Raw genomic sequence first — 19,101 nt, 5'->3', positions numbered from 1 at the left:
CTCACGACTCCACCGCCTGCGCCGTGATCTCCGGCGCCTTTTCCGGCTTCGCCAGGAAGGCGGCCGGGATGTTCGGGCGCCCCTCTTCCGTCAGATGCTGCGCGGAGTGCGGCGGGGTCTTCCATTCGAAAGCGTCGAGACGGCCGGAGACGGGCGACAGAGGCAGCCAATGGCGCGAAACCATGCCGTCGGCGATCCAGGCCGGGTCGCGCGGCGCGCGCGAGCCGCGGGCCAGCCATTCGCGCACCGGCCCGCTCGGTCCGAATTCCGCGTCTTCGATTTCCGCCATGAGCAGGCAGCTATGGGCGCTGGGGTGCCGCCCGTCGGCGATCAGCGGCGCGAGCGCCTCGCGCGCCTTTTTGAAATCGCGCGCGGCGAGTGCGGCCTGCGCGACGATATGGCGGCTCTCCGGCGCCTGCGGCGCCATTTTGGCGAGACGCTCCATCCGGGACAAACGCTGCGCGTTGGTCTCCTCGGGCAGGGCTTGCAGATAGACCTCGGCGAGATCAGGGTGCGGATCGGTCGCCCAAACGCCTTCGATGAGCTTCAGCGCCTGTTTCTGGTCGCCATGGCGGATGAGGACGCGCGCGGCGGTCGCGGCGGCGGGGGTGAAGCCCGGCCGGCGTTTCAGCGCCTGCCGCGCAAGATGCAGCGCGTCATGCGGATGCTCGCGCTCTCTCTGGATCGCCATGGCCGTCTCGATGACGGCGCGGAGCTTCTGGGCGCTCGGCAGGTCGATCGCCTTGGAGGCGACGCTTTTTTCCAGCGCCTCGCGCGCTTTCTCCCACTCCCCGCTCGCGGCGAGATGCTCCAGCACGGCGGAGCCGGCCCAGGGCAGCGGCGCGATCTCATGGGCCGCGCTCGCGAAGTGATGCGCGGCTTCGGCGTCCTCGCGGCGCTTGGCCTCGATATGAAGCCCGCGCAGGCCGAGAAGCTTCGTTTCCGGATTGAGCGTCATCTTGTGGAACGCCTTGGCGGCGCTCGTCTTGTCGCCAGCGAGCTGCGCCGCTTGCGCGACGAGCATCTGCGTCAGCGGCTCGTCGGGAATGAGCTTTTCCGCCAGTCCCGCCGCCTTGCGCGCCTTGGCGACGTCGCCGGCGCCGACCGCGACGAGGCCCTGCGAGATCACGTCGAGGCCCTTCGATTTGCGCCGCTCGCGCGAGCCGCCGGCGACCCGGCCCGGAAGGCGGACGAGGGCGACGACGATCGCCCATACGATGATGATCGCCGCGATCAGCAGCAGCAGGCCGGCGACCGCGACGGGGATCGACATTTCGACATGCTGGCCGGCGAATTCGAGCGTCAGCGAGCCCGGCTGCTCGATCAGCAGTTCGAGACCGTAAGAGGCCGCGGCGAGCGCGATGATGAAGAGGAAGATGAAAAGCATGGAGGACGCTCCCGCTTATTTCTTGCCGAGCGCCGCGATGGCGCCGTGCAACAATTCGTCCGCGGCCCGGGCCGCTTCCGCGCGCCGGCGAAGGGTCTCGCCGAAATCCCCGGCCTCGCTCCTGGCCTCGTCCGGCAGGCTGCCGAAGATCTCCTCGGCCGCGGCGAAGTCGCCATGGGCGAGCGCCGCTTCGATCCGGTTGAGCTTGCCGTCGAGGCTCTCCGGCTGGGCCTGGCCCATGGGCCGCACCTTCACCAGCTTGCTCGCGCCTTCAAGAATGTGGCCGGCGATGTCGCCGCTTTCATGCGCGCCTTCCGGGTGGGCCTCGTGCGATTTGAGCTTCTTGGCGATGGGCAGGAAAGCGTCGCGGAGCTGAGCGCCCGTGGCCGCGCCCTTATCGGAAAGCTCGATCAGCACGGGCGCCGGGGCGGGCTCGGCGTTGAGGCGCGACAGCGCGGCGATTTCTTCCGCGAAGGGACGGCCGGCCTCGAGCTCGCGCTGGAGCGCGAAGGCGATGACGACCGCGGCGCCGGTCGTGTCGGGCGAAGCCGCCGGGGCGGGAGCGGGCTTCTCGGCTTCGGTCCTGGAGACCGCCGTCTCCGGCGCGGCGCGGGCCTCGCTCTTCGGCGCTTCGAGCTTGCCGCGCAACGCCTGCACCTCGTCGCTCAGCGCGTCGATCCGGCCTTCCATTGCGACGATAAGGTCGCGGTCGGTGAAGCCGCCGGCGTCGGCGGACTTGTCGCCGCCCTTCGCCGCCGGGGCGGGCGCGGTTTCGGCGGGGGCGGGCGCGGGGACCGGAACCGGCGCAGGCTCCTGCGCGAGCTCCATGGGCTTGCGGGGCGGTTCGGAAATCTCGGCTCGATCGGGCGCCGGCGTCTCCGTGGCAGGCTTTTCGGGGGCCGCCTCCGGCTCCTTGGCCGCCTCCACCGGCGCAGGCGCGGCGGTTGCGGGTTCCTGGGCGCCCTCAGGCTGCGGCGCGGGCGTCGCTTCGGGGGCGGGCGCCGGCGCCAGCGGCGCCTTGTCGAGAAGGGCGCGATGGTTCGCCGCCTTCGGGGCGGGCTTTTGCGATCCGGTGACGTCGGCCAGCAGTTCCTGCGCTTTGTCCAGCGCGCCTTGCGCTTCCGCAAGGCCTTGTTCGACATAGTCCGCGGCGACGCCGACGCGCGGATCAGCGTTGCGGAAGGTCAGCGCGGCGTAACCGGCGGCGCCCGCCAGGATGGAGAGCGTCGCGGCGGAGAGGAGGAGGCTCGAAAAAAAGCCCCTTCTTTTCTTCGGCGGGCCGGCCGGCCTCGGCGGCGGCGCCGGCGTCGCGCCCGCGGCGCTTTGGACTTTGGACGCTTTGTCGGTCTTCTCGGTTTCAGGCGCCGCCATGCTCACCGTCCTCGCTCATCGGCGCGCGCATCGTGCGGCGACCGGTTCCCGGTCTCCCGCCGCGCGCCTTCTCGGCGCCGAAGGTATAAAGGAGGCGGCGTGCCCGCGAAACAGGCTTTCGGCGCCTAACCTCCCGATCAGCCGGCGGCTTCCATCAAAGCGAGGGTGCGCCGGGCGATATCGAGATGCAGGCGCTCCACCATCTTCCCGTCGATCTGGACCACGCCCCTCTCGGCGTTCTCCGGCTCGTCGAAAATGGCGATGATTCGCCGCGCGAAATCGATTTCCTCGGGGCTCGGCGCGAAAATTTCGTTCACCGGGCCGATCTGGCTCGGGTGAATGAGCATCTTCCCGTCGAAGCCCATGTCGCGGCCCTGCTCGGCCTCGCGACGCAGGCCGGCCTCGTCGTTGAAGTCGTTATAGATGCCGTCGATGATCTCGATATCGTGGACGCGCGCGGCGAGAACGCCGGCGGAGAGCCAGGAGACGAGCGCCGGACGGCCCGGCGTCAGGCGCGCTCGGGTCGATTTCGCGATGTCGTTGGGGCCGAGCACCAGAACCTCCAGGCGCGCGGCGGGATCGTCGGCGGCGCTCGCGATCTTCTCGATGTCGAAAATCGCGCGCGGCGTCTCGATCATCGCCCAGAGCCGGGTCTTGAGGGGCGCGCCGGCCGCGACGATGTCGGCGGCCGCCTTCAGAATATCGTCGCGCGAATTGACTTTCGGGATCACGATGGCGTCGGGCCCGGCGGGCGCGATCGCCGCGATGTCGGGCTTGTACCATTCCGAGCCGCGGGCGTTCACGCGCGCCACGATCTGCCGGTCGCCGTAGCCGCCGCCCGAGACGGCGGCCGCGACCTGCTCGCGCGCGGTCGTCTTCGCCGCTTCGGCGACGCCGTCCTCGAGCTCGAACATCAAAACGTCGGCGGGGAGGCTCTTGCCTTTCTCAAGGGCGCGGGCGTTGGAGCCCGGCATGGCCAGAACGCTGCGCTTCAGTTTCGAGATCATTCTTTTGGCTCGCTCAGGATCTTCCAGGGTCGATATTCTCTTGCCGCGAGCGCTGGTCTACACAATAAGAAGCGTCTCCGCCATCGGCTTTGGCGCGAAGCTGGCGTCCCCGCCTTTCACAAGACCGGAACCGATATATGGCAGATACGAGCCCCGCAGCCTCAGGCGGTTTCCCGCCGCATCTTGTCGAGGGCTACAAAGTCTTTCTGGACGGCCGTTTCCGTTCCGAGCAGGCGCGGTTCCGCACGCTCGCCATCAAGGGCCAGAAGCCCACGACCATGGTCATCGGCTGCTGCGACTCCCGTGTGGCGCCCGAAGCGATCTTCGACGCCGGGCCGGGCGAGCTCTTCGTCCTGCGCAACGTCGCCGCGCTGGTGCCGCCCTACGAGCCGGACGATCATTTCCACGGCGCCTCGGCGGCGCTGGAATACGCCATCATGGCGCTCGAAGTGCAGCATGTCGTGGTGCTCGGCCACGGAAAATGCGGCGGCGTGAAAGCCTTCGCGCAGATCGCCGTCGATCCCGACGCGCCGCGCCTGAGCCACAGCGACTTCATCGGAGACTGGATCAAGATGCTCGGCCCCGCCATCGAGCGCGTCGGCGGCCGGCCCGATCCGGAGGACGACGCCTATTTGCAGAAGCTCGAATTCGAGTCGATCAAGCAGACGCTTATCCATCTGCGCAGCTTCCCCATGGTGCAGATCCTGGAGCGGCGCGGCTTTCTGCATCTCCACGCCGCCTATTTCAGCGTGATGGACGGCAAGCTGCTGGCGCTCGACGAAGCCTCGGGGGAATTCCGCCCCGTCGCCGGGGACGCCCACGCCGCCGCGCTGGAGGAGTTGCGCTGTTGACGGTACGGACGGAAGCCGCCGCGCCGATCGACGAAATCGCCGGCCTTCACGAACTCGCGGGTCGCTACGACGCCATCCTTTGCGACGTCTGGGGCGTGCTTATCGACGGCAGGAAGCATTTTCCGCGCGCCGCCGACGGGCTGAAGCGCTTTCGGGCGCAGGGCGGCCGCGTGGTGCTGATCACCAACGCTTCGCGCCCCGACGCCGAGGTGCGCCGCCAGCTGCTGGGCCTCGGCCTCCCCGAGGACGCGTTCGACGACCTCGTTTCGGCGGGCGAACTTGCCTGCCGGGAGATCGTCGCGCGCAAGGGGCTGGCCTGTTATCATCTCGGACCGCCGCGCGACGACGGGCTGTTCGAGGAGGCCGGGCGCCGGCTCGGCGCGCCGGTCAAGAAGGTCGGGCCGGAAGAGGCGGATTACGTCGTCTGCACGGGCCTCCTCGCCGAGCGCGAGGAAATTCCGCAGGATTACGACGCGCGGCTCGCGGCCCTGAAGGCTCGCGGCCTCGTCATGCTCTGCGCAAATCCCGACATCGTGGTCGCCATCGGCGACGACATCGTCTATTGCGCGGGCGCGCTCGCGGAGCGCTATGCCGCCATGGGCGGCGAGGTCTTGATGTTCGGCAAACCCTATGCGCCGATATACGACGCGGCGCGCGCGCGACTTGCGGCCCTGCCCGGCGGGCCGGTAGAAGACGCGCGCATCGTGGCCATCGGCGACGGCGCCTTCACGGATCTCGCCGGCGCCGGCCGCGCCGGGCTCGATTGCGTCTTCGTCACCGACGGCGTGCATGTCGACGAGCTGCGGCCCAATGGCGCGAGCGTCGATTACGAGGCCCTCGAGCGGCTGGCCGCGAAGGCCGGAGCGCGTCCTGTGGCTTTGGCCCGCGAAGTTTTCTGGTAAAAGGGGAAAACGGGGCGCTTCGTCCCTTCCCGCGCAACGATCCGGTGAATCCATGTCGACGCCGTTCAAAATCTATTATTTCGAAGACCTGAGCGTCGGCATGCGCGAGACGCTGATGAAGGCCGTCATGGACGACGACGTCATCGCCTTCGCCGACCTTTCGGGCGACCGCAATCCGATCCATCTCTCGGACCACTTCGCGTCGAAGACCCGCTTCGGTGAGCGCATCGTCCACGGCCTTTACACCGCCTCGCTGATTTCGACCGTCATCGGCATGTATCTGCCGGGGCCGGGCGCGGTCTATCTGTCCCAGACCCTGAATTTCAAGGCGCCCGTGAAAATCGGCGACGTCATCACCGTCGTGGTGGAGGTCATCGAGCTCGTCGAGAAGGGTCGACGCGCCAGGCTGAAATGCGAATGCCTCGTCGACGGCAAGGTCGTTCTCGACGGCGAGGCGACCGTGATGGTTCCCTCGCGCGAGCAGGCGATCCGCTCGGCCCCGCCCGCGGAGAAGCCGGCGACGGCGTGAGCGCGCGGCGGGTTCGGCGACATGACGGTCTCCATCGGCGTCAGCGCGTTTATCGCCGACGCCACGATCGGGATGGTTTCGGGCGAGCTTGATCCAGCCGCTGTCCCGCAGGCCGGAAATATTGTCTGCTTGAGCGGACCGCCCGCGGGCGTCGAGCGGCTCGGCGGCTTCAGCGGCCATCTGACCGTCAAATATCTTCCGCTTCGGTCCGCTACGGAGGATGGCGGCGTCATGATCACGTTTGAAGGCATCTGCGCGGATTCCCGCGAGACGGCGCTCGAGATAATGCTGTATCTTGAACGGGGCTTCGGCCTGTTCGCCGACGCGTTCGAGGCTTGAGCTGGATGATCTCGCCGACCCGACATTCCTTCGTTCTGGCGCGCGATCCTCTCTCTCCGCCCGAAGGGCTCGAAGGCGCTGTCGCGGCCATCGGCAATTTCGACGGGCTCCATCGCGGCCATCGCGGCGTGGTCGCGCGCGCCCAGGCGCTCGCGAAGAGGCTCGGCAGGCCCTGCGTCCTGCTCACTTTCGAGCCGCATCCGGCGGACGTCTTCGCCGGCCGGCCGGTGATCTTCCGTCTGACGCCCCCTGACGCCAAGGCGGCTCAGGCGGCGCGGCTGGGGCTCGACGGCATGATCGTCCTCACTTTCAACCGCGATCTGGCGAATTGTCCTGCCGAGAATTTCGTGAGGGAGATTCTCGTCAGTCGGCTGGGGCTCTCGGCGATCGTCGCCGGTTACGATTTCCGTTTCGGCGCCGGCCGCAGGGGCGACGCCGCCTTTCTCGCGGCGGAAGGCGAAAGGCTGGGCTTCGCGGTCGAGATCGTCGACCGCATCACCCAGGACGAGGAGGGAAGTCTCGAGGCCGTCTCCTCCACCGCGACGCGCGAGGCGCTGGAGAAGGGCGACGTCGCGCTCGCGCGGCGTCTGCTCGGGCATCCCTATTTCGTGCGCGGGGTCGTGCGCCACGGCGATAAGCGCGGACGGCTGCTCGGCTTCCCCACCGCCAATATCGCCCTCGATCCCTCGAACCGTCTGCGCCACGGCATCTACGCCGTGACGATCGAGTTCGACGGCGTCATCCGCGAGGGCGCCGCGAATTTCGGCCGTCGTCCGACCTTCGACAATGGCGCGGCGCTGCTCGAAGCCTATGTTTTCGACTTCTCCGGCGATCTCTACGGCAAGGAGGTCGAGGTCGCCTTTTACGGCTTCATCCGTGGCGAGGAAAAATTCGAGAGCGTCGACGCGCTCATCGCGCAGATGGAGGACGACTGCGTCCGGGCGCGAGCCATGCTCCAGCGTCGCTGACCCTTGCGAAAATAAACATTTTCCGCGCCGCTTGGCGATCAGGCAGGGAGCCCTAGCCTTCAAGGCCTGTCCAATCGCCTGGAGGATGCCATGAGCGGCGCAGCGCGTCTTCTTGCAGCCTGTCTGTCTGCTTTTCTATTTTTCCTGAGTTCCGTCCAGGCGCAGCCGAAGCGCGTTCTGGTCTTTGGGGATAGTCTTACCTCCGGCTTCGACCTGCCTGAAGGGACGGATTTTTCCTGGGCGCTCCGCCGGCGGCTCGCCGACCGCGGACGCACCGATGTGCAGGTCATGCGCGCCTCCCGCGCGGGCGACACGACCGACGTCGCCCTGCAGCGCATCCCGCTCGCCTTCAGCCGCGGCGCCGATCTCGTGATCGTGCAGCTCGGCGGCAACGACATGCTGGACAATGCCGACCCCCGCGTCGTCTATCGCAACCTTGACGCCATCGTCCGGCACAGCAAGGCGCGCGGAGCCCGGGTGATCGTCGCCGGCATGGTCTCGCTGCCCAAGCGCGACCCGACCTACAAACGCCGCTTCGACGCCATCTATCCGACGCTCGCGTCGCGGGAGAAGGTGGCGCTCTATCCGTTCTTTCTGGACGGCGCTTTCGGAAACCCGGCTTACATGCTGAGCGACGGCGAGCATCCGAACGAGGCCGGCGCCGATCTCATCGCGACGCGCATGGCGCCGCTCGTCGAACGGGAGCTGAGGGCGCTCGACCGTCGAGACGCTTACGCCAGAGGCTATTACGCGCGCGCCCCGCGCTGGTGAGACGGCGCGCGGCGCATTGCAGGGCGTGCGGCGAGCGCCTATCTTCGTATCTTGAAAGGGACGGAGATGAGCGACGAACCCAAAGGCGAGATCGAGATCATTCCGCCGGGCGAAGAACCCCGGCGGAGCCGCGAGGACGCTTTCGCGACCTCGCGCATCTGGATTTCGTCCGGCTCGGGCGAGGTGAAATTCGTGAAGCTCGGCCCGCTGCAGAGCATGATGCTCGGCGTCGCCCTGCTTCTCTTTATCGGGCTTTGCCTCTTCTTCCTGTCGGGCCTGCTGCTGATCCTCGTTCCGGCGGTCGCGCTGCTGGGAGCCGGCGCATGGATCGCGAATGCGCTGGGATTCGGGCCGTTCAGGCGGCTGCGCTAGTTTTCGCGCTTTTCCGTCCCGGCCCAGCTTGCTATTGAGGGCCATGGCGATTTTCCCCGGATGGCGAATTACCGGCCCGGGCCGCGCTTGAGTTCCTGCTCGCGCGGCGTCCGGGTTTTTGGCGCGATTGGCGCTTCTCCTTCAAATCCTCTATGTCACGCGTGACTCGCCGGCCGCCCCGGCGCCGCCCGACCCGGTTGGCTTAAGACCCATGAACGACGAAACGCCCAAAGGGCCCGACTATTCCAGTAGCCTCTATCTGCCGGTCACGGATTTCCCCATGCGCGCGGGCCTGCCCCGGCGCGAGCCGGAGATCCTCAAGCGCTGGGACGAGATCGGCCTCAACGAGAAAATGCGCGAGGTGGCGAAAGGCCGGCCGAAATTCACGCTGCATGACGGCCCGCCCTACGCCAACGGCAACATCCATATCGGCCATGCGCTGAACAAGATTCTCAAGGACGTCGTCACGCGCAGCCAGCGCATGACCGGCAAGGATTGCGTCTATGTGCCGGGATGGGACTGCCACGGCCTGCCGATCGAATGGAAGATCGAGGAAGAAAATTACCGCGCCAAGGGCAAGAAGAAGCCCGACTTCGCGCAGCCCGACGAGATGATCGCCTTCCGGCGGGAATGCCGGGCCTATGCCGAGAACTGGCTATCGATCCAGCGCGAGGAGTTCAAGCGCCTCGGCGTCGCAGGCGAATGGGACCATCCCTACGCCACCATGGCCTATCCCGCGGAAGCGACCATCGCCCGGGAGATCATGAAATTCGCGGAGAACGGCCTGCTCTATCGCGGCTCCAAGCCCGTAATGTGGTCGGTCGTCGAGAAGACGGCGCTCGCCGAGGCCGAGGTCGAATATGAGGATCATACGAGCGACACGGTATGGGTCGCTTTCCCGATCCCGCGCGGCGCGCAGGAGGATCTCAGCGACGCGCGCGTCGTCATCTGGACCACGACGCCCTGGACCCTGCCGGGCAACCGCGCAATCTCCTTCTCGTCGAAAATCGCCTACGGCCTCTATCGCGTCACGCAGGCGCCCGACGACAACTGGGCCTTTCCCGGCGCGAAATTCATCCTCGCCGACAAGCTCGCGGGCGACGTCTTCAAGGCCGCGAAGGTCGAGGGCTTCGAGCGCCTGCGCGACGTTGGCGCGGGCGAGCTGAAAGACCTTGTCTGCGCGCATCCGCTCGCGCATCTGCGTTATGTCTTCGACGTGCCGCTCTTCGATGGCGATCACGTGACCGACGACACGGGCACGGGCTTCGTGCATACGGCGCCGGGCCATGGCCGCGAAGACTTCGATATCTGGATGGCGAATGGCCGCCGCCTGGCGGAGTCCGGCATCGACAACCGCATTCCTTATACGGTCGACGAAGACGGCTTTTACACCAGTGAAGCGCCGGGCTTCGAGGGCAAGCGCGTGCTCACCGAAAAGGGCGAGAAAGGCGACGCCAACGAGGCCGTCGTCGCCGAGTTGATCAAGGCCGGCAATCTCATCGCGCGCGGGCGCCTGAAGCATCAATATCCGCATTCGTGGCGTTCGAAGAAGCCGGTGATCTTCCGCAATACGCCGCAATGGTTCATCGCGATGGATAAATCCATCGCGTCCGGGTTCATCGCGATGGACAAGCCGATGGACCGCGCGCCATCCGGCGCGCAAGCAAGCGAGCCTGAAAGCTCGCGTTCCAATGCGGCGACGCTGCGTGAAATCGCTCTCGAAGAAATCTCCCGCACGCAATGGACGCCGGCGGCGGGCGAGAACCGCATTCGCGGCATGATCGCCAATCGCCCGGACTGGGTCGTCTCGCGCCAGCGCGCCTGGGGCGTGCCGATCGCGGTTTTCGTCAAGAAGGGCGCGCATGAAATCCTCGTCGACAAGCATGTGAACGAGCGCATCGTCGCGGCCTTCGAGAAGGAAGGCGCGGACGCGTGGTATGAGACGCGCGCGGCGGAAAGATTCCTGGCGCCCGATTACGATCCGAACGATTACGAGAAAGTCGCGGACGTGCTCGACGTCTGGTTCGATTCAGGTTCGACGCACGCTTTCGTCCTCGACGATCCGAAGAACTTCCCGGCGCTCGCCGGCATTCACCGCAAGCGCGACGGCGGCGAGGACGAGGTGATGTATCTCGAAGGCTCGGACCAGCATCGCGGCTGGTTCCACTCGTCGCTTCTCGAAAGCTGCGGCACGCGCGGCCGCGCGCCCTACGACGCCGTGCTGACGCATGGCTTCGTGCTGGACGAGAAGGGCCGCAAAATGTCGAAGTCGCTCGGCAATGTCGTCGCGCCGCAAAAGGTGATCGCCGATTCGGGCGCCGACATTCTGCGCCTCTGGGTCGCGGCCTCCGATTACGCCGACGATCTGCGCGTCGGGCCGGAAATCCTGAAGACCTTTGTCGATCTCTATCGCAAACTCCGCAACACGCTTCGATGGATGATCGGCGCGCTCGCCCACTACGGATCGGACGACGACGCGGCGCTCGAGCATGCAAGCGAGCTCGAGCGGCTGATGCTGCATCGCCTCGTCGAAATGGACGCGCAGATTCGCTCGGCCTATCAGGCGTACGATTACAAGCGCGTCGTCGCTTTGCTCACGCCCTTCATGACGAGCGACCTCTCGGCCTTCTATTTCGACATTCGCAAGGACGCGCTCTATTGCGAACCGCCGTCAAGCGTGAAGCGCAAGGCGTCGCTCGCCGTCATTGAGCGCATCTTCCGCTGCGTGACGACATGGCTCGCGCCGATCCTCGTCTTCACGGCGGAGGAGGCCTGGCTCGCGCGCTATCCGGACGCCGCCTCCGTGCATGTCGAGAGCTTCCCCGACATCCCCTCGCATTGGCGCGACGAGGCGCTCGCGAAGAAGTGGGAAGGCGTGCGCGACATCCGCACCGTCGTCACAGGCGCGCTGGAGATCGAGCGCGCGCAGAAGCGCATCGGCTCCTCGCTCGAAGCGGCGCCGATCGTTTACGTCGCCGACGGCCATTTGCGCGCGGCCCTGGACGGGGTGGATTTCGCGGAAATCTGCATTGTCTCGGACATTTGCGTCGAGATGGGCGAAGGCCCCGCAGATGCTTTCCGACTCCCTGAAGTCAAGGGCGTGGCGGTCGTCCCGAGCCGGGCGAGCGGCGTCAAATGCGCGCGCTCCTGGAAATATTTCGACCCCGCCACGGCGGACCCGGAATTTCCCGACGTGACGCCCCGCGACGCGCAGGCGCTGAAGGAGATGAAGGCGCTCGGACGCTGGAGCGCATAAGCGAAGAGATGGAAGCGCGCGCGAAGCTGGCTTGCCCCCTCCCCAACCCTCCCCCGCTTTCGCGGGAGAAGAGGCTGAGCCGCCGTCTTCATCGGGGGCGGCAAACATTCCCGCTTGACGCGCCCCGCTCCCTCTCCCGCGTAGCGCGGGAGGGTCGGGGAGGGGGCTCTCCTTGAAAGTCCTCCTCGCCTTCCTCGCCAACACGGCCACGAATTTCGTCATCGGCCTCATGGTCGCGAAGTTCCTCGGCCCCGAGGAATATGGGCGCTTCGCGCTCGCCTTCTCCATCGCCGTCGTGGTGCAGACGGCGCTTTATGACTGGCTGCGTCTCTCCGCGACGCGCTTCTATTCCCGGCGCACGCGCGAGAGCGATCCGATCATCCGCTCGACGCTCGGCTCGTCCTTCGTCGCGGTTACGGCGCTGCTCGTCATCGCCACCTTCGCCTATTCGCTTGTCGGTCCCGAACTCGATTTCGACAATGAACTGATCCTGCTGGCGCTGGCCACGGCGACGGCGAACGGCCTCTTCGACTATTCCACGGCGCTCGCCCGCGCCCGTTTCGAGGACGGCGCCTATGGGCGGCTGGTTCTCGTCAAAAACCTGCTGGCCTTCGCTCTCATCGGCGGCGGCGCCTTCTGGTTCCGATCGGCGGGCGTGGCGCTTGCCGGCGGCGTGGCGAGCCTGCTCGGCACGGTGTTTTTCGCGCGGGAGGCGCTGCGCGATCCGGGCGTGCGCTGCCTCGACGCCCAGGGCGAAACCGTCAAGCAACTGATCGCCTACAGCGCGCCCATCGTCGCCGCGCATCTCCTCTATCAGGCGATGCCGCTCGCCGCGCGCTCCATCGTGGCGAGCGTCTACGACTTCGCGGAGACGGGCCAGTTTGCGCTGGCCTATGATCTCGGCATGCGCGCGGTCATGGCTTTCGGCTCGGCGCTCGACGTGCTGCTGTTCCAGATCGCCGTCGCGGCGCATGAGCAGCACGGCGAGGACCGCGCGCGCGAGCAGGTCGCGCGTAATATGGGCGTCGTCTTCGCCTTTCTGCTCCCCGCCTGCGCCGGGCTCTGGCTCGTCATGCCCTCGGTCGAGGCGCTCATCGTGCCGGGGCAGTTTCGCGGTCCCTTCGGCCATTATCTCGGCCTGCTGCTGCCGGGCCTCTTCGCCATGGGCTTCCTGAATTTCGGCGTGAACCCCGTTTTTCAGATCAGCAAGCGCACGGCCCCGCTGGTCGCCGCCGCCGTCGCGGCCGCGGTCGTCTCGCTGCTCCTGTTTCTCCTTCTTCCCTGGGGACGCGACGCGTCAAATCTCGCCATCGCCCAGGCCGGCGGCTACATCGCCGCGCTCCTGGCGACGATCTATTTCGCCCTGCGCGCCCAGCCTGTCTGGCCGTCCTTCCGGGATCTCTTCGCGGCGGTCGTCGGCACGGCGATCATGTTCCTCGCGCTCACGCCGATGCGGGCGTCGATGGCGCCTGGCTTCGTCACGCTTCTCGCGCAGATTGCGGCCGGCGCGGCGATCTACGGGGTGATGGTCGCGGCTTTCGATATCGCCGGGCTGCGCCGGCAGGCGCTCGCCTGGCTGCGTCCGAGGCTTGTGCGGGCGTGACAGACAGGCGGGCGCGCTTATCTTAGGGTCCGGCTCAACGAAACGAGGATTGTGCGATGGTGATGCCGCTTTACGACGACGCGCCCTTGCGCCATCTCAAGCGCCCCGTCGCCAATCACGCGTTGATCGTCGCCAATATCCTCGTTTTCCTCTTGGTCTATAGCGAGGTCCTGGGCGATCCCATGACCATCATGCGCGGTTTCGCAATCATTCCGCGGGTCCTCTTCGGCGAGGCCAATCTCGCCGACTGGATCGTCGGGCCCCCGGCGCCGCTGACCCTCGTTACCTCGCTCTTCTTTCACTCGTCCCTGCTGCATATCGCGAGCAACATGCTCTTCCTTTACGTCTTCGGCGACAATGTCGAAGACGCCATGGGCTCGCTCCATTACCTGCTGTTCTATCTCTCATGCGGCGTCATGGCCGGCGTGTTCTATGTCTACGCCACGCCCCATTCGATCACGCCGCTGGTCGGCGCCTCGGGGGCGATCTCCGGCGTCTGCGCGGCGTTCTTGCTCCTATATCCCGGCGCGACGGTTACGGGCTTCTTCCCGCCCCTGACCTTCGTCATGCTGCCGTTCTGGATCATCACGCTCGCAGATGGATCGGGATCGCCGAGGCGGCGGCTCTTCGGGCTCACGCCGCCCTTCTTCTCCTTCCACGCCTCGGGCTTTCTCTTCATCGGCGCCTGGATCGTGCTGCAGCTTGTCAATGCGAGTTGGGGCGGCGGCGAGAGCCATATCGCCTGGATGGCGCATGTCGGCGGCATCGTCGCGGGCCTTGCGCTGACGCCGATCTTTAAACGCCGGAAGCACAAGCTCCTCGACCGCGGTCCCTACGGCCCGCCAAAGTCCGCGCCGGCGCCGCAAACCCTGCCCCCGGAGGAGACTGGCCCGGAAAGCTGAGGGGGCTTGAAAAACGGACTTGACCTCCCCGTTTGACACGCGCGCGCGCCCCCGTTACCAGACCGCCACGGTTTTGCAGGCGGGGCGCGTCGCGCCCGCTCATATCTCCAGAGGCCGCGCGATGAAAATTCTCGTGCCCGTCAAACGGGTCGTCGACTACAACGTGAAAATCCGGGTGAAACCCGACGGCTCCGGCGTCGATCTCGCCAATGTCAAAATGTCGATGAACCCGTTCGACGAAATCGCCGTCGAAGAGGCGCTGCGCCTGAAGGAGGCCGGCAAGGCGACGGAAATCGTCGTCGTCTCCATCGGACCGGCCAAGGCCGACGAGACGCTGCGCACCGCGCTCGCCATGGGCGCCGACCGCGGCGTTCTGGTCAAGACCGAGGAGACGGTCGAGCCGCTCGCGGTCGCCAAGATCCTCGCCAGAATCGCGGCCGAGGAGCAGCCGGGCCTCATCATCCTCGGCAAGCAGGCGATCGACGACGACTCGAACCAGACCGGCCAGATGCTCGCCGCGCTTCTCGGCTGGGGCCAGGGAACCTTCGCCTCCAAGGTCGATCTGACCGACGGCTCCGTCGACGTGACGCGCGAGATCGACGGCGGCCTCCAGACGGTGAGCCTCAAACTCCCGGCGGTCGTCACCACGGATCTGCGCCTCAACGAACCGCGCTACGCCTCTCTCCCCAACATCATCAAGGCGAAGAAGAAGGAGGTCGCCGTCAAGGCGCCGTCCGACTATGGCGTCGACATTTCGCCGCGACTCGAAGTGCTCAAGACCGCCGAACCCGCGACCCGCAAGGCGGGCGTGAAAGTCGGCTCGGTCTCCGAGCTCGTCGCGAAGCTCAAGGAAGCGGGAGTTCTCTGACATGGCCATTCTGCTTCTCGCCGAAACCGCCAATGGCGCGCTCGCGCCCGCGACCGCCAAGGCGCTGACCGCCGCTTCGCAGATCGGCGGCCCCGTTCACATCCTCGTCGTCGGCCCCGGCCTCGACGGCGCCGCGGCTGCCGCCGCCAAGCTCGCCGGCGTCGAGAAAGTGCTCTACGCCGCCGACGCATCGCTCGATCATGTGCTGGCCGAGCCGGTCGCGGCGCTGATTCTGTCGCTCGCGGGCGCCTATGAGGTGATTATCGCCCCCTCGACCAGCGCGACCAAGAACGTGCTGCCGCGCGTCGCGGCGCTGCTCGACGTCGCCCAGGTCTCGGACATCGTCAAGGTCGTCTCGCCCGACACGTTCGAGCGCCCGATCTATGCCGGAAACGCCGTGCAAACGGTTCGCGCCAGGGACGCCAAGAAGGTCGTCACCGTCCGCACGACGGCCTTCGCGGCCGCGCCGGAAGGCGGCTCCGCTCCGGTCGAATCCGTCGGCGCGGCCTCGAATCCCGGCGTCTCCTCCTTCAAGAGCGAGGAGCTCGCCAAGTCCGAGCGTCCCGAGCTGACCTCGGCTCGCATCGTCATTTCCGGCGGCCGCGCCCTCGGCTCGGCCGAGAACTTCCAGAAGGTGCTCGATCCGGTGGCGACGAAGCTCAACGCGGCGATCGGCGCCTCGCGCGCCGCGGTCGACGCCGGCTACGCCCCGAACGACCTGCAGGTCGGCCAGACCGGCAAGGCGGTCGCGCCGGAGCTCTATATCGCGGTCGGCATTTCCGGCGCGATCCAGCATCTCGCCGGCATGAAGGACTCGAAGGTCATTGTCGCGATCAACAAGGACGAAGAGGCGCCGATCTTCCAGGTCGCGGATTACGGCCTCGTCGCGGATCTCTTCACGGCGATACCCGAGCTCGACGCCGAGTTGGGCAAGCTCGGCAAGTAAATTAGGTATTCGGCTCTTCGCCGCCCATGTGGCGGCGAAGAGCTGAAGCGCGACTTTTTCAAGCGCGCCAGTTTTCTTTCGACCCATTCGCGCGTTATATTGCAGTGCAACGTGGCCGCATTTGCAAAGCAGCCGTCCCGCTGTCGGCCGGCGGTCCTCTCGCTATGGTGTTCGAACAATGAGCTTCGAAATTCGCAAAGTCGGCGTTATCGGCGCGGGCCAGATGGGCAAGGGCATCGCGCATGTCTGCGCGCTCGCCGGTTACGACGTCGCCATCAACGATGTGACGGCCGAGCGGATCGAGGCCGGCGTCAAGGACATCGGCGTGCAGATGAAGAAGTCGGTGGAACGCGGCTTCCTCACCGCCGACGCCGTCGACGCCGCCCTGCCGCATATTTCGGGCGCGCCCGCCATTCAGGATTTCCGCGACTGCGACATCGTTATCGAGGCCGCGACCGAGAATGAAGAGGTCAAGCGCAGGATCCTCACCGACGTGGCGCTGGTCGTGAAGCCCGACGGCATTATCGCCTCCAACACCTCCTCGATCTCGATCACGCGCCTCGCCTCGATCACCGGCCGGCCCGAGCGCTTCATCGGCATTCACTTCATGAATCCGGTGCCGCGCATGCAGCTCGTCGAGCTGATCCGCGGCATCGCCACGGACGACGCGACCTTCGAGGAAGCCAAGGGCTTCTGCGCCCGGCTCGGCAAAACGGTCACCGTCGCCGAGGATTTCCCCGCCTTCATCGTCAACCGCATCCTGCTGCCGATGATCAACGAGGCGATCTACACGCTCTATGAGGGCGTCGGCTCGGTCGAGGCCATCGACACGGCGATGAAGCTCGGCGCCAATCACCCCATGGGGCCGCTGCAACTCGCGGATTTCATCGGCCTCGACACCTGCCTCTCGGTGATGCAGGTGCTGCATGAGGGCCTCGCGGACACGAAATACCGTCCCTGTCCGCTGCTCGTGAAATATGTCGAGGCGGGCTGGCTCGGCAAAAAGACCCAGCGCGGCTTCTACGACTATCGCAGCGGGACGCCGACGCCGACGCGTTGAGTTTGCAGGCTTACGACAGGCGCGCAGCCCTCGTCCTTCGAGACGCCTCCTTCGGCGGCTCATCAGGATGATGACTGCTTTTTGTGCGGCAAATTCGTTGGCCCGCCACCTCGCAAAGGCCCCTCATCCTCAGGCGCGCGCGCAGCGCGCGTCTCGGAGGACGAGGGGCCGTCTCCATTTGTGACGCCCTTTCCGCCTTCCCACCGCCGCTTCTTCGCACTAGCTTCGCACTAACCGCGAAGGACCTGATTCCATGGCCACGATCGACGCCGTCCTGAACACGATCGACGCGAATCTCCCCGCGTCGACCCAGCGCCTGTTCGACTTGCTCAGCATCCCCTCGGTCTCGACCGATCCCGCCTATACGCAGCACTGCCTGCGCGCCGCCAACTGGCTGAAGGATCAGCTCGCCGGCCTCGGCTACACGGCGGAGGTGCGCGAGACGCCCGGCCATCCGATCGTCGTGGGCCACGCCAAAGCGAAGCGCAAGGACGCGCCGCATGTGCTGTTCTACGGCCATTACGACGTGCAGCCGCCGGACCCGCTGGAGCTGTGGGAGGCCGACCCCTTCGCGCCGCGTCTCGCGGACGGAAAGGACGGCAGGGAGATCGTCGCGCGCGGCGCCTCCGACGACAAGGGCCAGCTCATGACGTTCGTCGAGGCCTGCCGCGCTTTCGAGGCGAATGGCGGCCTGCCCTGCAATGTCACCTTCCTGTTCGAAGGCGAGGAGGAGACCGGTTCGCCCTCCCTTCCCGATTTCCTGACGAAACACAAGGACGAGCTCTCGCAGCCCGACATTGCGCTGGTCTGCGACACCAGCATGTGGAACCCGAAGACGCCGGCGATCACGGTCATGCTGCGCGGCCTCGCGCAGGAGGAAGTCGTCATCCGCATCGCCAGCCACGATTTGCATTCGGGCATGTTCGGCGGGCCGGTGAACAATCCGATTCATGCGCTTGCGAAGATCATCGCCGATCTGCACGACGCCGAGGGCAGGGTGACGCTGCCGGGTTTCTATGCCGGCGTGCCGGAGATCCCGGAGGACATCGCCGAACAGTGGCGCAATCTGGAATTCGACGAGGGCCGGTGGCTCGCCGATGTCGGCCTCACCAAGGTCGGCGGCGAGAAGGGCCTCGGCGTCATGGAGCAGATCTGGGCGCGTCCCACCTGCGACGTGAACGGCATTGTCGGCGGCTATACCGGCAAGGGCTCCAAGACCGTCCTCCCCGCTCAGGCGAGCGCCAAATTCTCCTTCCGTCTCGTCGGCAAGCAGGACGCAAAAGCGATTCTCGAAAGCTTCCGCGCCTTCGTGCGCGAGCGTCTGCCGGCGGATGCGAAAGTGGAGTTCATCAATCATGGCGCGTCCAACGCGCTGCAGCTTCCCTTCAGCTCCGAGGCGCTGTCCCGCGCGCGGCGCGCGCTCACCGAAGAGTGGAACCAGGACGCCGCGCTCACCGGCTGCGGCGGCTCCATCCCGATCGTCGGCGCCTTCAAGCGCGACCTCAATATGGACACGCTGATGATCGGCTTCGCGCTCGACGACGACCGCATCCATTCGCCGAACGAAAAATACAGCTATACGAGCTTCCACAAGGGCGCGCGGAGCTGGGCGCGGGTGCTCGACGCGCTGGCCCTGTAAGGCTCGCCGAAAGGCGGGCTCCCGCGCCGCCTTTCCTGCGCCAGCGCTTGGTTGCGCCGCCGCCCGGCGCGCAAAGAGCCGCCCGCATTTTATGGGCGGTTAGGGCGCTGACAAAATCGCGGCGACGCCCCTCGCGCTTCGAGACGCCTGCTGCGATCTCGGGCTTGCCCGAGATCGCTCCTTAAATGCTCAAGTCAGGCAAGCCCGACTTGAGAAGGCTCCTCGGCATGAGGGGCTTCTTTTTTCAGCGCCAAACACTCAGGGCTCATCGCGAGGAGCGAGCGAAGCTCGCGTCTCGAAGGACGAGGCCGCCTCGGGAGGATTGCCAAC

At 66.6% G+C, this 19,101-nt stretch carries 17 protein-coding genes; 14 read left to right on the top strand and 3 right to left on the bottom strand.

Features of this window, described 5'->3' with window-relative positions:
• Position 1: 1 nt before the first annotated feature.
• From ACNHKD_RS02055 to ACNHKD_RS02045, 3 genes are all read right to left on the bottom strand, one after another.
• Entirely contained in the window at positions 2–1,387 is a 1,386-nt protein-coding gene (locus tag ACNHKD_RS02055) for a heme biosynthesis protein HemY (RefSeq protein WP_442755472.1), read from the bottom strand.
• Between the two features lie 15 nt (positions 1,388–1,402).
• The gene (locus ACNHKD_RS02050; protein WP_442755471.1) at positions 1,403–2,758 is read right to left on the bottom strand and encodes a COG4223 family protein; all 1,356 of its coding nucleotides are present in this window, start codon (positions 2,756–2,758) and stop codon (positions 1,403–1,405) included.
• A 137-nt stretch (positions 2,759–2,895) separates the two neighbouring features.
• Entirely contained in the window at positions 2,896–3,765 is an 870-nt protein-coding gene (locus tag ACNHKD_RS02045) for an HpcH/HpaI aldolase/citrate lyase family protein (RefSeq protein WP_442755470.1), read from the bottom strand.
• A 137-nt stretch (positions 3,766–3,902) separates the two neighbouring features.
• Between ACNHKD_RS02045 and ACNHKD_RS02040 the strand changes: the two genes are divergently transcribed.
• From ACNHKD_RS02040 to ACNHKD_RS01975, 14 genes are all read left to right on the top strand, one after another.
• The gene (locus ACNHKD_RS02040) at positions 3,903–4,616 is read left to right on the top strand and encodes a carbonic anhydrase (RefSeq protein WP_442755469.1); all 714 of its coding nucleotides are present in this window, start codon (positions 3,903–3,905) and stop codon (positions 4,614–4,616) included.
• Entirely contained in the window at positions 4,613–5,518 is a 906-nt protein-coding gene (locus ACNHKD_RS02035) for a TIGR01459 family HAD-type hydrolase (protein WP_442755468.1), read from the top strand. Before ACNHKD_RS02040 ends, ACNHKD_RS02035 begins: the two co-directional genes overlap by 4 nt.
• Before the next feature lie 52 nt (positions 5,519–5,570).
• Positions 5,571–6,047, top strand: a complete 477-nt coding sequence (locus tag ACNHKD_RS02030) for a MaoC family dehydratase (protein WP_442755467.1) — start codon at positions 5,571–5,573, stop codon at positions 6,045–6,047.
• Positions 6,048–6,068: 21 nt separating this feature from the next.
• On the top strand, positions 6,069–6,386 hold the full coding sequence (locus ACNHKD_RS02025) for a hypothetical protein (protein WP_442755466.1): 318 nt from the start codon (positions 6,069–6,071) through the stop codon (positions 6,384–6,386).
• A gap of 5 nt (positions 6,387–6,391) precedes the next feature.
• Positions 6,392–7,354, top strand: coding sequence for a bifunctional riboflavin kinase/FAD synthetase (locus ACNHKD_RS02020; protein WP_442755465.1), 963 nt, complete (start codon positions 6,392–6,394; stop codon positions 7,352–7,354).
• A 90-nt stretch (positions 7,355–7,444) separates the two neighbouring features.
• Positions 7,445–8,125 (top strand): arylesterase, encoded by a 681-nt coding sequence (locus tag ACNHKD_RS02015; protein WP_442755464.1) that lies wholly within the window; start codon positions 7,445–7,447, stop codon positions 8,123–8,125.
• Between the two features lie 66 nt (positions 8,126–8,191).
• Positions 8,192–8,497, top strand: coding sequence for a hypothetical protein (locus tag ACNHKD_RS02010; protein WP_442755463.1), 306 nt, complete (start codon positions 8,192–8,194; stop codon positions 8,495–8,497).
• Between the two features lie 211 nt (positions 8,498–8,708).
• A complete protein-coding gene (gene ileS, locus ACNHKD_RS02005) occupies positions 8,709–11,753 on the top strand; it encodes an isoleucine--tRNA ligase (RefSeq protein WP_442755462.1) in 3,045 nt (1,014 codons plus the stop codon).
• 172 nt (positions 11,754–11,925) lie between these two features.
• Positions 11,926–13,356 (top strand): lipopolysaccharide biosynthesis protein, encoded by a 1,431-nt coding sequence (locus ACNHKD_RS02000; RefSeq protein WP_442755461.1) that lies wholly within the window; start codon positions 11,926–11,928, stop codon positions 13,354–13,356.
• Positions 13,357–13,412: 56 nt separating this feature from the next.
• Positions 13,413–14,258, top strand: a complete 846-nt coding sequence (locus tag ACNHKD_RS01995; protein WP_442755460.1) for a rhomboid family intramembrane serine protease — start codon at positions 13,413–13,415, stop codon at positions 14,256–14,258.
• Positions 14,259–14,379: 121 nt separating this feature from the next.
• A complete protein-coding gene (locus ACNHKD_RS01990; protein WP_442756813.1) occupies positions 14,380–15,126 on the top strand; it encodes an electron transfer flavoprotein subunit beta/FixA family protein in 747 nt (248 codons plus the stop codon).
• A gap of 1 nt (position 15,127) precedes the next feature.
• Positions 15,128–16,072 (top strand): electron transfer flavoprotein subunit alpha/FixB family protein, encoded by a 945-nt coding sequence (locus tag ACNHKD_RS01985; protein WP_442755459.1) that lies wholly within the window; start codon positions 15,128–15,130, stop codon positions 16,070–16,072.
• 178 nt (positions 16,073–16,250) lie between these two features.
• Positions 16,251–17,132, top strand: a complete 882-nt coding sequence (locus ACNHKD_RS01980; protein ID WP_442755458.1) for a 3-hydroxybutyryl-CoA dehydrogenase — start codon at positions 16,251–16,253, stop codon at positions 17,130–17,132.
• A gap of 253 nt (positions 17,133–17,385) precedes the next feature.
• Positions 17,386–18,771: a M20/M25/M40 family metallo-hydrolase gene (locus ACNHKD_RS01975; RefSeq protein ID WP_442755457.1), complete on the top strand. Its 1,386-nt coding sequence runs from the start codon at positions 17,386–17,388 to the stop codon at positions 18,769–18,771.
• Positions 18,772–19,101: the final 330 nt, after the last annotated feature.

The organism is Methylocystis sp. JAN1 (assembly GCF_052186135.1).
Taxonomy (GTDB): domain Bacteria; phylum Pseudomonadota; class Alphaproteobacteria; order Rhizobiales; family Beijerinckiaceae; genus Methylocystis.
Note: the sequence above shows the minus strand (reverse complement) of the source record. Positions and strands in the feature narration are given on the sequence as shown.

Coding starts and splice junctions, on each gene's coding strand:
- ACNHKD_RS02055 (WP_442755472.1), bottom strand. CDS start 1,387: ATGCTTTTCATCTTCCTCTTCATCATCGCGCTCGCCGCGGCCTCTTAC.
- ACNHKD_RS02050 (WP_442755471.1), bottom strand. CDS start 2,758: ATGGCGGCGCCTGAAACCGAGAAGACCGACAAAGCGTCCAAAGTCCAA.
- ACNHKD_RS02045 (WP_442755470.1), bottom strand. CDS start 3,765: ATGATCTCGAAACTGAAGCGCAGCGTTCTGGCCATGCCGGGCTCCAAC.
- ACNHKD_RS02040 (WP_442755469.1), top strand. CDS start 3,903: ATGGCAGATACGAGCCCCGCAGCCTCAGGCGGTTTCCCGCCGCATCTT.
- ACNHKD_RS02030 (WP_442755467.1), top strand. CDS start 5,571: ATGTCGACGCCGTTCAAAATCTATTATTTCGAAGACCTGAGCGTCGGC.
- ACNHKD_RS02025 (WP_442755466.1), top strand. CDS start 6,069: ATGACGGTCTCCATCGGCGTCAGCGCGTTTATCGCCGACGCCACGATC.
- ACNHKD_RS02020 (WP_442755465.1), top strand. CDS start 6,392: ATGATCTCGCCGACCCGACATTCCTTCGTTCTGGCGCGCGATCCTCTC.
- ACNHKD_RS02015 (WP_442755464.1), top strand. CDS start 7,445: ATGAGCGGCGCAGCGCGTCTTCTTGCAGCCTGTCTGTCTGCTTTTCTA.
- ACNHKD_RS02010 (WP_442755463.1), top strand. CDS start 8,192: ATGAGCGACGAACCCAAAGGCGAGATCGAGATCATTCCGCCGGGCGAA.
- ileS (WP_442755462.1), top strand. CDS start 8,709: ATGAACGACGAAACGCCCAAAGGGCCCGACTATTCCAGTAGCCTCTAT.
- ACNHKD_RS01995 (WP_442755460.1), top strand. CDS start 13,413: ATGGTGATGCCGCTTTACGACGACGCGCCCTTGCGCCATCTCAAGCGC.
- ACNHKD_RS01990 (WP_442756813.1), top strand. CDS start 14,380: ATGAAAATTCTCGTGCCCGTCAAACGGGTCGTCGACTACAACGTGAAA.
- ACNHKD_RS01985 (WP_442755459.1), top strand. CDS start 15,128: ATGGCCATTCTGCTTCTCGCCGAAACCGCCAATGGCGCGCTCGCGCCC.
- ACNHKD_RS01980 (WP_442755458.1), top strand. CDS start 16,251: ATGAGCTTCGAAATTCGCAAAGTCGGCGTTATCGGCGCGGGCCAGATG.
- ACNHKD_RS01975 (WP_442755457.1), top strand. CDS start 17,386: ATGGCCACGATCGACGCCGTCCTGAACACGATCGACGCGAATCTCCCC.